Origin of the sequence: Streptococcus sp. HMSC36C04, from assembly GCF_001839535.1 — a bacterium.
In the GTDB taxonomy this organism is placed as follows: Bacteria; Bacillota; Bacilli; order Lactobacillales; family Streptococcaceae; genus Streptococcus; species Streptococcus hominis.
In genome coordinates, this window is the sequence record NZ_KV841591.1 from 1 (window position 1) to 12,663 (window position 12,663).

The 12,663-nt window shown below is 39.5% G+C and carries 14 protein-coding genes and 1 pseudogene; 11 read left to right on the plus strand and 4 right to left on the minus strand.

The genetic code is table 11. The features are described 5' to 3' along the window. From HMPREF3249_RS04595 to gorA, 3 genes and pseudogenes are all read right to left on the minus strand, one after another. Positions 1–583 (minus strand): restriction endonuclease subunit S (locus HMPREF3249_RS04595; RefSeq protein WP_306807727.1); only part of this gene is annotated, 583 nt, incomplete at its 3' end. 266 nt (positions 584–849) lie between these two features. Beyond that, positions 850–993: pseudogene (locus HMPREF3249_RS09755) on the minus strand (cell envelope); the annotation flags it as partial. Positions 994–1,335: 342 nt separating this feature from the next. Next, positions 1,336–2,685, minus strand: a complete 1,350-nt coding sequence (gene gorA / locus HMPREF3249_RS04610) for a glutathione-disulfide reductase (protein ID WP_049533697.1) — start codon at positions 2,683–2,685, stop codon at positions 1,336–1,338. 259 nt (positions 2,686–2,944) lie between these two features. Between gorA and HMPREF3249_RS04615 the strand changes: the two genes are divergently transcribed. The 3 genes from HMPREF3249_RS04615 to HMPREF3249_RS04625 are packed head-to-tail and all read left to right on the plus strand — an operon-like array spanning position 2,945 to position 6,052. Then, positions 2,945–4,099: an efflux RND transporter periplasmic adaptor subunit gene (locus tag HMPREF3249_RS04615; RefSeq protein WP_003029240.1), complete on the plus strand. Its 1,155-nt coding sequence runs from the start codon at positions 2,945–2,947 to the stop codon at positions 4,097–4,099. Continuing rightward, positions 4,083–4,775, plus strand: coding sequence for an ABC transporter ATP-binding protein (locus tag HMPREF3249_RS04620; RefSeq protein WP_003029243.1), 693 nt, complete (start codon positions 4,083–4,085; stop codon positions 4,773–4,775). Before HMPREF3249_RS04615 ends, HMPREF3249_RS04620 begins: the two co-directional genes overlap by 17 nt. After that, entirely contained in the window at positions 4,775–6,052 is a 1,278-nt protein-coding gene (locus tag HMPREF3249_RS04625) for an ABC transporter permease (RefSeq protein WP_059220836.1), read from the plus strand. Before HMPREF3249_RS04620 ends, HMPREF3249_RS04625 begins: the two co-directional genes overlap by 1 nt. Positions 6,053–6,157: 105 nt before the next feature. On the opposite strand, the gene HMPREF3249_RS04630 is transcribed toward HMPREF3249_RS04625, so the two are convergent. Beyond that, positions 6,158–6,328, minus strand: coding sequence for a DUF3042 family protein (locus HMPREF3249_RS04630; RefSeq protein ID WP_003024081.1), 171 nt, complete (start codon positions 6,326–6,328; stop codon positions 6,158–6,160). A 77-nt stretch (positions 6,329–6,405) separates the two neighbouring features. Here HMPREF3249_RS04630 and miaA point away from each other — a divergent pair, with 77 nt between their 5' ends. From miaA to HMPREF3249_RS04670, 8 genes are read left to right on the plus strand one after another with little or no spacing between them, the layout of a single operon-like run. After that, the gene (miaA, locus tag HMPREF3249_RS04635; protein WP_049533706.1) at positions 6,406–7,290 is read left to right on the plus strand and encodes a tRNA (adenosine(37)-N6)-dimethylallyltransferase MiaA; all 885 of its coding nucleotides are present in this window, start codon (positions 6,406–6,408) and stop codon (positions 7,288–7,290) included. Beyond that, the gene (hflX, locus tag HMPREF3249_RS04640; protein ID WP_049533707.1) at positions 7,283–8,521 is read left to right on the plus strand and encodes a GTPase HflX; all 1,239 of its coding nucleotides are present in this window, start codon (positions 7,283–7,285) and stop codon (positions 8,519–8,521) included. The genes miaA and hflX overlap by 8 nt, the downstream gene beginning before the upstream one ends. Further along, a complete protein-coding gene (locus HMPREF3249_RS04645) occupies positions 8,514–9,143 on the plus strand; it encodes an HIT family protein (RefSeq protein WP_049533709.1) in 630 nt (209 codons plus the stop codon). The genes hflX and HMPREF3249_RS04645 overlap by 8 nt, the downstream gene beginning before the upstream one ends. A 10-nt stretch (positions 9,144–9,153) precedes the next feature. Further along, positions 9,154–10,083, plus strand: a complete 930-nt coding sequence (gene rnz / locus HMPREF3249_RS04650; protein WP_059220834.1) for a ribonuclease Z — start codon at positions 9,154–9,156, stop codon at positions 10,081–10,083. 35 nt (positions 10,084–10,118) lie between these two features. Continuing rightward, positions 10,119–10,727, plus strand: coding sequence for a histidine phosphatase family protein (locus HMPREF3249_RS04655; RefSeq protein ID WP_049533711.1), 609 nt, complete (start codon positions 10,119–10,121; stop codon positions 10,725–10,727). Positions 10,728–10,736: 9 nt separating this feature from the next. Beyond that, positions 10,737–11,492, plus strand: coding sequence for an SDR family NAD(P)-dependent oxidoreductase (locus HMPREF3249_RS04660; protein WP_059220832.1), 756 nt, complete (start codon positions 10,737–10,739; stop codon positions 11,490–11,492). A 9-nt stretch (positions 11,493–11,501) separates the two neighbouring features. Beyond that, positions 11,502–12,239: a class I SAM-dependent methyltransferase gene (locus tag HMPREF3249_RS04665; protein WP_059220830.1), complete on the plus strand. Its 738-nt coding sequence runs from the start codon at positions 11,502–11,504 to the stop codon at positions 12,237–12,239. Further along, a complete protein-coding gene (locus HMPREF3249_RS04670; protein ID WP_059220828.1) occupies positions 12,217–12,633 on the plus strand; it encodes a GNAT family N-acetyltransferase in 417 nt (138 codons plus the stop codon). The genes HMPREF3249_RS04665 and HMPREF3249_RS04670 overlap by 23 nt, the downstream gene beginning before the upstream one ends. Positions 12,634–12,663: the final 30 nt, after the last annotated feature.

A 12,663-nucleotide genomic window follows, 5' to 3' on the forward strand; every position in this document is an offset into this window, starting at 1 on the left:
CTTCTACTATGCGTTGTTGTTCGGTAAGTGGGGGTAATAACATAGGAACTTCATATTTTAAAAATTTTATTGAAGCTAAATTTTTTATCGCTGAGCCTATAGAATGCCTTTTTACTGTATTAATCAAACTCATAAACATCCATTTAAAATATTGTGAATCTATTATGTCTGGATTTAACGTAAGTTTTAATAATGCTTGATTTATAACTCCATCATAGTAATTTGAAGGTATTTGAAAGATTTCTCCGATAGTACCTGCACAAGATATCAAAATATCTCCTGCTTTTATTGAAAAATTTTTTAAACGTAGATAGTCACTCTCTTTTAACCAATAATCTCCATAATCTATAGTTTTTCTTATAGCATTGCCTTGTTCATAAACCTTATATGTATTTTCTCCTTTCGGAACAAACATTGACTTTGTTATAGAGCTACCAAAAGGACCTCTTTTTATTGAGCCATCCTCTAATGCACAGATATCTGGTAAATAAACTATAGTCCATCCTTTAGGTATATTATGTTTAAACTCTTTTATACTTCCATCGGCAAACTTCTCATAAGGTTTCTTATGCGCTTCGAATATGTAAAAAGGCGTACAAAATACGCCTTATAGAGAACGGGAATGAAATAGATTTACCATTGGTAGGATTGCAGATGGTTTATTTTTTAATTTTTAACCTCCAACCGAATATCCAAAACCTCCACTTTTTCCGCCTGTAGTTGCTCATTCCAAAATTCAATATCTTCAGGATTTTCCGTTTGGCAACCTCGACAGAAATATTCTTCCGCTCGTTCAGGATTTAAAAATCGACAAGCGTAAACAAAATGGTCGCCGTCTTCATTTATCGGGATAATTGCCTCAAACGTATCTTTCGAAAAAATATTTACAGATGTGTAATTTTGGAGTTCACCAAAGTTAGTGAGCTTGTAGATTTCAATTTGAGGCAGCTTGTTTTCTTGCTCGATATTGTTTTCGAAATTGAATTTTTCCATATTAACTCCTTTAATTTTATTTTTCAGGTCTGATGATAACTCTAAGTCGTAAAAGAGTCAAGGGGAACTTTCGAAAAAAAATAAATAGCGACCGAAATCGCTATTTAGGGGTTATAGGTATGTTTCATTTTGACTGCTACTTGACTGGGGACGGGGGTGGGACTACGAACTAAAAATTTTCGATTTTTAGTTCTGTCCCACTCCCTAGCGGATAAAATGAAAGAATAAGTTATGGAATGAGAAAAAGTTATCGTGTAAACTAAAATAGTCAGAAGCGCTGGTTGCAATTCTGACTATTGAGATAAAGTTGGAAAAATTCGGGGAGTAAGATATTTATGACGCTCAACGCATGGTGACAAATTCTTCTGATCCGGTTGGGTGAATGGCAACAGTCGCATCAAAATCTGCTTTGGTAGCTCCCATTTTAATAGCAACGGCAAAACCTTGAATCATCTCATCAACGCCGTAGCCAATAGCGTGAAGACCAATGACTTTCTCATCTGGTCCAGCTGTAATGAGTTTGAACTTAGCTTGTTGTCGGTGTTGGGTGACAGCTGAATACATGGAAGCAAAGCTAGAAGTGTAAATATGGATATTTTCTGTTCCATATTGTTGGATTGCTTGCTCTTCGGTCAAGCCAACGGTTCCAATCGCTGGATGAGAGAAGACAACAGTTGGAATATTAGAATAATCCATTTTAGCTTCAGTTTTTCCATTAAATAAGCGTTCGGCTAAGGTACGACCTGCTTTGATAGCGACAGGGGTTAATTCTTTTTCGCCTGTAACATCTCCTAGAGCATAAATCCCCGGTGTTGCTGTATTTTGAAATTCGTCAACTGCTATAAAGCCACGAGAATTTAGGGTAATACCAGCCGCCTCTAAATTCAACCCTTTGGTGTTTGCAGTTCGCCCAGTTGCCCAGATGACGTGTTGAGCGGTGTGGCTCGTTCCGTCCTCAAAGGTAATGCGAATCGCTCCGTTTTCAAGTTTTTCAAGCTTTTCTGGTATTTTGTGAGTATGTAGAGTAGGACCTGATTTCTTCATTTCTTCCACAAGACCATCAATGATATAAGAATCAAAGCTGCGGAGAGGACGATCTCGACGAACGAAAAGGTCTGTTTTTACACCCAGAGCATGAAGGAGTCCGGCTAGTTCAACTGCGATATAGCCGGCACCGAGAATGGCAACGGATTGAGGGAGTTCTTCCCATGCAAAAACATCGTCAGAGGTTTCGCCGAATTCTGCTCCAGATACTGCTGGAATATGAGGGTGAGCACCAGTTGCGATGACAATGTGCTTGGCTTGGATAAGCTCGCCGTTGACTTCAACCGTATGATGGTCTATGAATTTAGCGCGACCTTCAATCAGCTCGACGCCATTTCGATTGAAACTATTATTGTAAGAATTGCGGGCACGATCAATATAGGCTTCGCGATTTTTCCGAAGCATCTTAAAGTCAAACTGCTGATTATCCGAAGTAAAACCATAGTCTGGTCCGTAATCTTGAATGGCTTCAGCGATTTGGGCACCATACCACATGATTTTTTTAGGAACACAGCCGACGTTGACACAGGTGCCTCCTAATTTCTTTTCTTCAATAACGGCAGCTTTTGCACCGTGTTCTCCAGCACGATTCATGGTTGCAATTCCTCCGCTACCGCCCCCAATAGCAATGATGTCAAATGTTCTCATACGAGTCTCCTTTTATCTATAGTATGAAATCATTGTAACGTTTTTGGAAAATGATTGCAAAAATCTGCTACAAAAATTGATAAAAGGCTTGATTATTCAATTGTATTATTGTATTATATATTTAATACAATATGAAATAACTAGAAAGAAGGTAGATGGATGTTAAAAGAGTAAAGGATTTCTTATAGATGTTATTTTATTTTTAATCGTATGTGTTATAATATAAAAAATAGACCGTTTTCATCAGGAGGAGAAAGAGATGAAAAAATTGAAAAAGTGGCAGTTGTACAGCTTGATTGGTGTAACTGTAGTTGTCGTTTTAGGAGCGATAGGTACCATGTTATTGTTTAATGGTAATAGTACTGCTGATAAAGATAAAGAAGAAACGATTCAAGTGCAGAAAGCAAAAGAAGGGTCAGTTGCTTCATCTGCTTTGCTGTCAGGAAATGTTGCGGCTAACAATGAGCAATATGTCTACTATGACGGGACAAAGGGCGATTTGGATAATGTTCTTGTAAATGTTGGAGATCAAGTTACAGCCGGACAAGCCTTAGTTCAATACAAGAGTGTTGAAGCACAAGCTACATATGATACTGCTGTTCGTGCTTTAAACAAGATTGATCGCCAAATTTATGATTTGAAAACGTATGGAACAACTGTTGATGTGACGGGTGATGAAGCGGCAGATAATAAAACAACTGCGTCTGCACAACGTTCGGTGGATTCTCAATTAAACGATTTGCAGGACAGTCGCGCAGATGCTGTGGACAATGTCAATAAAGCACAGGCATTACTAGATGCAACGACTGTCACCAGTACAAATAATGGGACTGTAGTAGAAGTCAATCGTGATGTTTCTAAGTCTACGACAGGTACTAATCAAACACTCGTTCATATTGTCAATAACGGCAACCTTCAAGTGAAGGGCGAATTATCAGAGTATAATCTGGCAAATCTTTCAGTCGGGCAAGAAGTGACGATTACGTCCAAGGTCTATCCAGATAAGAAATGGACTGGGAAAATCAGCTATATCTCAAATTATCCAAAAGACAGTCAAAATGCAGCGGCAGCTGGTGCAGGCACTGTAAATTCAGGAGCAAAATACCCTTATACAGTAGATATTACAAGCGAAATTGGTGATTTGAAGCAAGGATTTTCCGTCAATGTTGAAGTAAAAAACAATACAAGAGGGATTTTAGTGCCGGTCAGCAGTGTTGTTTCTGAAAATAATAAAAACTATGTTTGGACATTAGAAAAAGGAACTGCAAAAAAAGTGCAAGTAACACTGGGAAATGCAGATGCTAAAAATCAAGAAATCTCATCTGGTTTGACAAAAGATAGTAAAGTTATCACCAATCCAACAGATAGCTTGAAAGACGGTCAAGAGGTGAAATCGTATGAAGAAACTCATTGATTTAAAAAATGTTAGCAAAAGTTATCGCAATGGAGATCAGGAGCTTCAAGTTTTGAAAGATGTTCATTTAGAAGTTGAAGAAGGTGAATTTGTTGCGATTATGGGGCCTTCTGGCTCAGGAAAGTCAACCTTGATGAATATCATTGGTATGTTGGATCGCCCAACGAGTGGTGAATATTACTTGGAAGGTGAAGAAGTTGCCAAGCTCAGTGAGAAAAAGCTAGCCAAAGTGCGTAATCAGCAGATTGGCTTCGTTTTCCAACAATTCTTCCTCTTGTCAAAATTAAATGCTCTTCAAAATGTAGAACTTCCTTTGATTTATGCAGGGGTTTCTCAATCCAAACGGAAAGCTTTAGCAGAGCAATATCTTAAAAAAGTTGAGTTGGAAAAGCGGATGCACCATTTGCCGTCAGAACTTTCTGGTGGTCAAAAGCAGCGGGTGGCTATTGCGCGTGCCTTGGTCAATCATCCCTCCATTATCTTAGCAGATGAGCCGACGGGAGCCTTGGATACCAAGACGGGTGAGCAAATTATGGAATTGCTGACGGAGCTAAATCGTGAAGGAAAAACCATTATCATGGTCACTCATGAGCCTGAGATTGCAGCCTTTGCAAAACGACAAATCGTTATTCGAGACGGTGTCATCTCATCAGACAGTAAGAAAGGAGAAGCATGATGCAGAATTGGAAATTTGCAATCAACTCCATTATGGGGCATAAAATGCGCTCTTTCTTAACGATGTTGGGCATTATCATTGGTGTTATGTCTGTTGTTGTTATTGTGGCTCTAGGAAGTGGTATGTCCAATGCCTTCACAGATGTTCTAGGTGGTGCCCAGCAAGATGTTTCCTTATTTTACTCACACAAGAGAAGTAAAAACGGTGACGGTGTTATGACGTATCAAGAGATGCGTGATGATGCCGAAAGTGGAAATGGTGATGAGACAGTTTCGACAGAAGAAGAGCCTCAAATCCAAGAAGTTTGGGTCAAGCAAGCGGTTAATGATATTAGCGGAATTGACAATTATTATGTTACAAATAACACAACCGCTACAGTAAATTATGGTAAGAAGAAGGCGGATAATATTCCTATAACGGGTATCAATTCCACTTACTTTACGGTAAAGAAATACCAAATCGTTGCAGGACGTACATTGAAATCAAATGATTATCAAACATTTGCAAGAGTTGTATTACTGGATACGAAACTAGCTGATATTCTTTTTGGAGGTGCAGATAAGGCGCTCAATCAGATTGTCCAGCTGGGATCTAATAATTACCGTGTAATTGGGGTTTATAAAGATCCGAATGAAACGCGAAATCGCTTAGCCAATATGAACAACGGAAATTTATTAATGGCTAACACTCAGTTAGCAGCTGAATACAATGTTGCTGAGATTATGAATGTCGTGGTACATGTTAAAAAATTAGATGATGTGCTGAAAGACGGAAGCGCAGCTGCGCGCTTGATGACAAAATTGTCTGGTGTGATAGAAGGCGAGTACCAGATGTTTGATCAAGCCAGTCAATTGGCTGCTATCCAAAGTCAGGTTGCCATTGTGCAAGTGGTTTTTGGAGCGATTGCCGGGATAGCACTTCTCGTTGGTGGTATTGGTGTTATGAATATTATGCTTGTATCAGTGACAGAACGAACCCGTGAAATCGGTCTTCGAAAAGCCCTTGGAGCAACCCGTGGCAATATCTTGATGCAATTTGTCATTGAGTCAATGGTGTTGACAGCGATTGGCGGTTTGATTGGGCTTGCTTTAGCAGCTCTTATCGTGGCATCTATCGGTCATAGTTTGGATGCATTTTTCGGAGCTCCACCTACCATTACGACTGTGTCTGCTGTCGGAAGTGTGCTTTTTTCTGCAACTATCGGAATTGTTTTCGGTATTTTGCCAGCTAATAAGGCTTCTAAATTGGATCCAATCGAATCCTTGCGTTATGAATAAAAAACTGACCGTTGCAGTATGAGAAAAAACGTGTAAAAAACTCCAACAGATACTCATTTTTCTAGTGAGTTATCTATTGGAGTTTTTATATGAAATGAATGGTTTTTAGTGTGATACACGTTTGCGAGCTGCTTTTTTACGGTTTTCTTCGATGAAAGCTGCTTTCTTTTCTTCAGGTTCAATCACTTTTTTCTTGAATGTATAAACTGCACCTGCAACAGCAGCAACAGTACCAGCTACGCCAGTTACAACACCTTTAACAAATCCTTTAGCCATGAGATTTCTCCTTTTCTGAACTTTATTTATGTTATAATATATAGTAACGAAAAATTAAATTTTTTTCAAGGGAAAAGATGAAAACCAAGATAATTGTAATTGTAGGACCAACTGCTGTCGGAAAAACAGCTCTCAGTATAGACCTCGCAAAACGTTTCAATGGTGAGATTATTAGCGGTGATAGTCAGCAAGTGTATAGAAAACTGAACATCGGAACGGCTAAAGTTACTCCAGATGAGCAGGAGGGGATTCCTCATTATTTGATAGATGTTCGGGAAGTGACCGAGTCTTATTCAGCCTTTGACTTTGTAAAAGAAGCCGAGGCTGCTGTTGAGATGATTGTAGCAAAAGGAAAACTGCCGATTATTGCAGGCGGAACGGGGCTTTACATTCAAAGTTTGCTGGAGGGCTATCATCTGGGCGGTTCAGCTTCTTATGAGGAGATTTTAGCTTATCGAGCTGAACTAGATACCTTGGCTGATGAGGAATTATTTGGCAAAATAGCAGAGCTGGGCATCAAAATTCCCCAGATTAACCGCAGGCGGGCTATGCGAGCGCTGGAAATTGCTCATTTGGGGAATGAACTTGAAAACAAACAGCCTGACTATGAAGCCCTGCTGATTTGTCTGGACGATGACCGAGAAGTTCTCTATGAGCGTATCAATCAGCGAGTGGATCTAATGTTAAAGGCTAGACTTTTAGAAGAGGCGAAGTGGCTTTATGACAACTATCCACATGTCCAAGCCAGCAAAGGAATTGGCTACAAAGAACTTTTCCCCTACTTTGCTGGGGAGTTGACCTTAGAGGAAGCTATCAATAAACTTAAACAAAATACTCGCCGCTTTGCTAAACGTCAGCTAACTTGGTTCAGAAATCGCATGAATGCTACTTTTTATCAGGTTTCAGAGCCGAATGTCAAAGAGCGGATTATGCAGGATATAGAGGAATTTTTGAATGATTGAAACAGAAAAACAGCAGGAACGAGTCATCCTCATCGGAGTAGAATTGCAGGGAATAGAAAACTTCTCTATGTCTATGGAAGAATTAGCCAGTTTAGCAAAGACTGCTGGCGCTCAGGTGGTTTCCTCTTACACTCAGAAACGAGAGAAGTATGACAGCAAGATTTTTGTTGGTGCTGGAAAATTAGAAGAAATCAAGCGTATGGTAGAAGCAGATGAGATTTCAACTGTCATTGTTAATAATCGTCTGACACCTCGCCAGAATATCAATTTGGAAGAAATTTTAGGGATCAAGGTTATTGACCGCATGCAATTGATTTTGGATATTTTTGCTATGCGGGCTAGAAGTCATGAAGGAAAACTTCAAGTTCACTTGGCTCAACTCAAATATCTCTTGCCTCGCTTGGTCGGGCAGGGGATTATGCTCAGCCGTCAGGCTGGGGGAATTGGTTCCCGCGGTCCTGGTGAAAGTCAGTTGGAACTCAATCGTCGTAGTGTTCGCAATCAGATTCATGATATTGAGCGCCAACTCAAAATTGTAGAGAAAAACCGCGCAACTGTACGGGAGAAACGTCTGGACTCTAGTGTTTTTAAAATCGGTCTGATTGGTTATACCAATGCTGGGAAGTCTACCATAATGAATGTCTTGACGAACAAGAATCAATATGAAGCGGACGAGCTTTTTGCCACTCTAGATGCGACAACAAAAAGCGTCAATTTGATAGGTAGGCTGAATGTGACACTGACAGATACAGTTGGTTTTATTCAGGATTTGCCAACGGAATTGGTATCTAGCTTCAAGTCTACTCTAGAAGAGAGTAAAAATGTGGACCTTTTGGTTCATGTGATTGACGCTAGCGACCCTAACCACGAGGAACATGAAAAAACGGTCTTGGCTATTATGAAGGACTTGGATATGTTAGACATTCCTCGCTTGACCCTCTATAATAAAGCGGACAAAGCAGAGAACTTTACTCCAACTTTAACTCCCTATGTCCTGATTTCGGCGAAAAAGGAAAATAGCAGAGCAGTCTTGCAGGAGGCCCTGCTGAATAAGATGAGAGAACTCTTTGTCCCTTTTTGGATCAAGGTTAGCCCTAGCAAGGCTTATAAGTTACATGAATTGGAAAGTCTATCAATCATTGATAAGAGAGAATATCTGGAAGAAAGTGAAACACTTTCTGGCTACATAGCAGAAAAGAATAAATGGAGACTAGAAGAATTTTATGACTGATTATATCAATTTAGCGCTTAAATATGGCGGTTTTACGAGCTTAGACCGTGTTTACCTAGAAAAGGTTTTGGACAAGTTGTCTGATTCGCAAAAAATGACTTTTATCACACCGCCACCTAGCGTTATCAATGCGTATTTTTCGGAACTCTATCAAAAAAAGAGTCCGGAAGCTGCAATGGATTATTTTTTAGAATTAAGTAAAGAATTAGCCCTTTTTAATGACCACCCTAGTTTTGATGAGGAAAAACCTTTTATCCGCCTGAATCTTTCAGGTAAGTCTTATGGTTTTTGCTTTGAAAATGAGGATGAAATTGGCTTGATTTTCTCGGAACATCCAGAGGAAATTGAGTCTAATTTGCTTTTTGAAATTGCTCAGATTTTTCCCCACTATTTGGTTTATGAAGAAGAAAATGTCATTCGGATGATGCCAGCAATTCCTGAAGAAGTAGTCCAAAATCAGCCGCTCTCTGCTCTGACAGATCTTTATAAGCTAGCAGATGGTCGCCTGAAACTGGAAGGGTACAATCAGGAAGAGCTGATTCAGTTGGCTCAAGACTATGCTGGTCAGCTTTATTATCGTTCTAAGAATCGCTCTGCGATGATTTATATTAAAGAAAAATAGAAAGAAAAATATGCAACTACAATTTTTAGGTACAGGAGCAGGTCAGCCGTCTAAGGCTCGCAATGTATCCAGTCTGGTTTTGAAATTATTGGATGAAATCAACGAAATCTGGATGTTTGATTGTGGCGAAGGAACTCAGAATCGTATTTTAGAGACGACAATTCGTCCCAGAAAGATTAGAAAGATTTTTATCACTCATTTGCATGGGGATCATATTTTTGGTCTGCCGGGTTTTCTCTCCAGTCGAGCATTTCAAGCTAATGAAGAGCAGACTGATATTGAAATTTATGGACCAGTTGGCATCAAAAGTTTTGTCATGACAAGTCTGCGTGTGTCAGGGTCTCGCCTGCCTTATCGGATTCATTTTCACGAATTTGACGAAAAACACTTAGGAAAAATTTTAGAAACCGATAAATTTACAGTTTATGCAGAGAAACTAGATCATAGCATTTTTTGTGTGGGTTATCGCATTATGCAGAAAGATTTGGAAGGTACGTTGGATGCAGAGAAGTTAAAAGCTGCGGGGCTTCCTTTTGGGCCTCTCTTTGGTAAGGTAAAAAATGGAGAGGATGTAGTGCTAGAAGACGGAACAAAGATTATAGCAGCGGATTACATTTCAGCTCCACGACCTGGGAAAATCATCACTATTCTAGGAGATACGCGTAAAACGAATGCTAGCGTGCGACTGGCTGTCAATGCAGATGTTTTGGTGCACGAGTCTACTTATGGTAAAGGGGACGAAAAAATTGCTAAAAATCACGGGCATTCTACTAATATGCAGGCAGCAGAAATTGCTAGAGAAGCTGGTGTCAAGCGCCTCCTTCTCAATCATATTAGCGCACGCTTTCTATCAAAAGATATAGGTCAAATGCGCAGAGATGCCAGTTCCATTTTTAAAAACGTTCACTTGGTCAAGGATTTAGAAGAAGTTGAACTATAAAATTTTAGTGAGAATTAGCTAGAGGAAAGGAATTCATGAATCTATTATTTGTCAGACATGGGAAAGATTCTGATCAACACAGAGGCGGCTGGAGTCAGCTCGATTTGCTTCCTGAGGGAAAAAGGAAAGCAAAAATGTTAGCGGATTACTTAGAGCGACACAAAGAAGACTACCATTTTACGAAAATTATTACGAGTGATTTAAAAAGAGCTGAGACAACTGCAATAATTTTAGCAAAGGCACTTCAGCTACCGTTGGAAAAAGAAAGCAACTTACGAGAAACGAATAATGGTGACTTGGCAGGAATGTTAAATAGCGAGGCTGATCAAAAATTTCCTCATCTTTATTTTAGAAGTCTTGCAATGGACGAGCATTATCCAAATGGAGAAAGTCCGAGAGAATTTTATCAACGGATAAAAACTTGGTTTGAACTTTTTTTGAAGGAAAATCATAACTCAGATGAGATGCAAATTGTGGTCACACATGGTGGAGTAATCAACATTATCTATCATTTAGTGAACCAAATAGAATGGACGAATAAAAGCAATCTATTTCACGTCAAACATTGCAGCATTAGTATATTGAATACAAAAACGCTTGTTTTTGAGGTTGAAAACCAAACGGATTTTTTAGAAGAAAAATAAGGAGAACACATGCGAACAATCGTTATTACAGGGGCTAGTGGCGGTGTGGCTCAGGAAATGGTGAAGTTGTTGCCAAATGACCAGCTGATTTTAGTGGGACGCAGTCAAGAAAAATTAATAAAACTTTATTCAAATCATGCGCATTGCGAATTCGTTGAGTTGGATATTACAGATTACAAAGCTTTAGAAGCTTTTAATGAAGAAATTTACCAGAAGTATGCTCAGGTGGATGTTCTAGTCAACAATGCTGGTTACGGGATTTTTGAGGAATTTGACAAGATTAGCAACGAGGATATTCATGCCATGTTTGAAGTCAATACGTTTGCTCTTATGAATCTGTCTCGTCTCTTCGGAGAGCGAATGAAGCAAGCGGGTCATGGGCATATTGTCAATCTTGTTAGTACAGCTGGGCTGATTGCCAGCGCCAAATCCAGTCTTTACTCAGCTACCAAGTTTGCTGGAATTGGTTTCTCCAACGCCCTGCGCTTAGAGCTCATGCCTTACAATGTCTATGTGACTACGGTTAATCCGGGACCAATTAAGACGGCTTTCTTTGACAAAGCTGATCCTGACGGCAGTTATGTTAAGGCAGTTGATAAGTATATTTTAGAAGCAGATGTCGTCGCTAAGCAAATTGTGGACAATTTTGGGAAAAAGAAGCGGGAGCTGACGATGCCTTTTGCCCTGAAAGCAGCCCACAAACTTTACACACTTTTTCCAAATATTGGTGACAAACTAGCTAGTAAAATGTTTAATTATAAATAGGAGAAATTTATGGATGTGACAGCTTACAAGGCATTTGTAAATCAACCATGGGGCAAGCTTTATTATGAGATTCTCTTTGCTCAGCTAGCCCATATAAAAAACAAGAAAGTACTGGATTTCGGTAGTGGTTTTGGTCTGGTAGCAGATTTTTTAGCACAAAACAATCAGGTAACAGCCATAGAGCCAAATGGCGAAATGATTGCAGAGCGGAAGCAGAATTTTCATTATCATCAACTACAAGGCAGTCTGGAATTGTTGAAGGAAATTCCAAGTGCTCGTTTTGACCTGATCGTTTGCCACAATGTTCTGGAGTATGTGGATGAGCCAGCTCTTTACCTAGCTGAATTTAGCAGATTGCTGAAAAAAGGCGGACAGATTTCTCTCATCAAGCACAATGAAGTGGGGCGAATCATGCAGACTGTTGTGTTTGCAAATGATACAAATTTAGCATTGGATTTATTATCAGGTAAGTCCTATCAATCACATACAATGGGGCAAGCAACCTATTATGAAATAGCAGACGTATTACAAAAAGCTGACACTGAACTGACTGTTCAGGACTATCAAGGAATCCGAATTTTCTATGGTCTGCAAGACAATGCAGTGAAGACTGCTAATGACTGGCGGGAAAAGATGCTGGAGGTAGAGCTTGTAGTTTGCCAACAGTCTCCTTATCGAGATATTGCGGCTTTTCAGCATATTTGGCTACAAAAAGGAGGCAAGAATGATTCGTTATTTTGCAAATAGACAAATTACAATTGAAGACTTACTTCCACTTTATCAATCTGTTAGCTGGACCAACTATACAGAACGGTCAGATATGTTAGAACAAGCATTTCAGCACTCACTATTTACTGTATCAGCCTATGATGGGGAACAGTTAGTTGGTCTCCTTCGAGCAGTCGGAGACGGATTTTCTAGTGTTTTCATTCAGGACTTGTTAGTTTTTTCGTCTTATCAGCACCAAGGTATCGGTCGAGAATTGGTTCGACAAACGCTGGAGACATTTGCAGATGTTTATCAGATTCAGCTAGTAACAGAGCAGTCAGACAAAAATTTAGCCTTTTATCGCTCTTTAGGATTTCGGGAACTGTCGGATTTGAATTGCACGGGTTTGATTTATAGAGGTAAAAGCTATTAGATAAATGCTTGTGTATAAAATTGGAGGTTT

Coding starts and splice junctions, on each gene's coding strand:
- gorA (WP_049533697.1), bottom strand. CDS start 2,685: ATGAGAACATTTGACATCATTGCTATTGGGGGCGGTAGCGGAGGAATT.
- HMPREF3249_RS04615 (WP_003029240.1), top strand. CDS start 2,945: ATGAAAAAATTGAAAAAGTGGCAGTTGTACAGCTTGATTGGTGTAACT.
- HMPREF3249_RS04620 (WP_003029243.1), top strand. CDS start 4,083: ATGAAGAAACTCATTGATTTAAAAAATGTTAGCAAAAGTTATCGCAAT.
- HMPREF3249_RS04625 (WP_059220836.1), top strand. CDS start 4,775: ATGCAGAATTGGAAATTTGCAATCAACTCCATTATGGGGCATAAAATG.
- HMPREF3249_RS04630 (WP_003024081.1), bottom strand. CDS start 6,328: ATGGCTAAAGGATTTGTTAAAGGTGTTGTAACTGGCGTAGCTGGTACT.
- miaA (WP_049533706.1), top strand. CDS start 6,406: ATGAAAACCAAGATAATTGTAATTGTAGGACCAACTGCTGTCGGAAAA.
- hflX (WP_049533707.1), top strand. CDS start 7,283: ATGATTGAAACAGAAAAACAGCAGGAACGAGTCATCCTCATCGGAGTA.
- HMPREF3249_RS04645 (WP_049533709.1), top strand. CDS start 8,514: ATGACTGATTATATCAATTTAGCGCTTAAATATGGCGGTTTTACGAGC.
- rnz (WP_059220834.1), top strand. CDS start 9,154: ATGCAACTACAATTTTTAGGTACAGGAGCAGGTCAGCCGTCTAAGGCT.
- HMPREF3249_RS04655 (WP_049533711.1), top strand. CDS start 10,119: ATGAATCTATTATTTGTCAGACATGGGAAAGATTCTGATCAACACAGA.
- HMPREF3249_RS04660 (WP_059220832.1), top strand. CDS start 10,737: ATGCGAACAATCGTTATTACAGGGGCTAGTGGCGGTGTGGCTCAGGAA.
- HMPREF3249_RS04665 (WP_059220830.1), top strand. CDS start 11,502: ATGGATGTGACAGCTTACAAGGCATTTGTAAATCAACCATGGGGCAAG.
- HMPREF3249_RS04670 (WP_059220828.1), top strand. CDS start 12,217: ATGATTCGTTATTTTGCAAATAGACAAATTACAATTGAAGACTTACTT.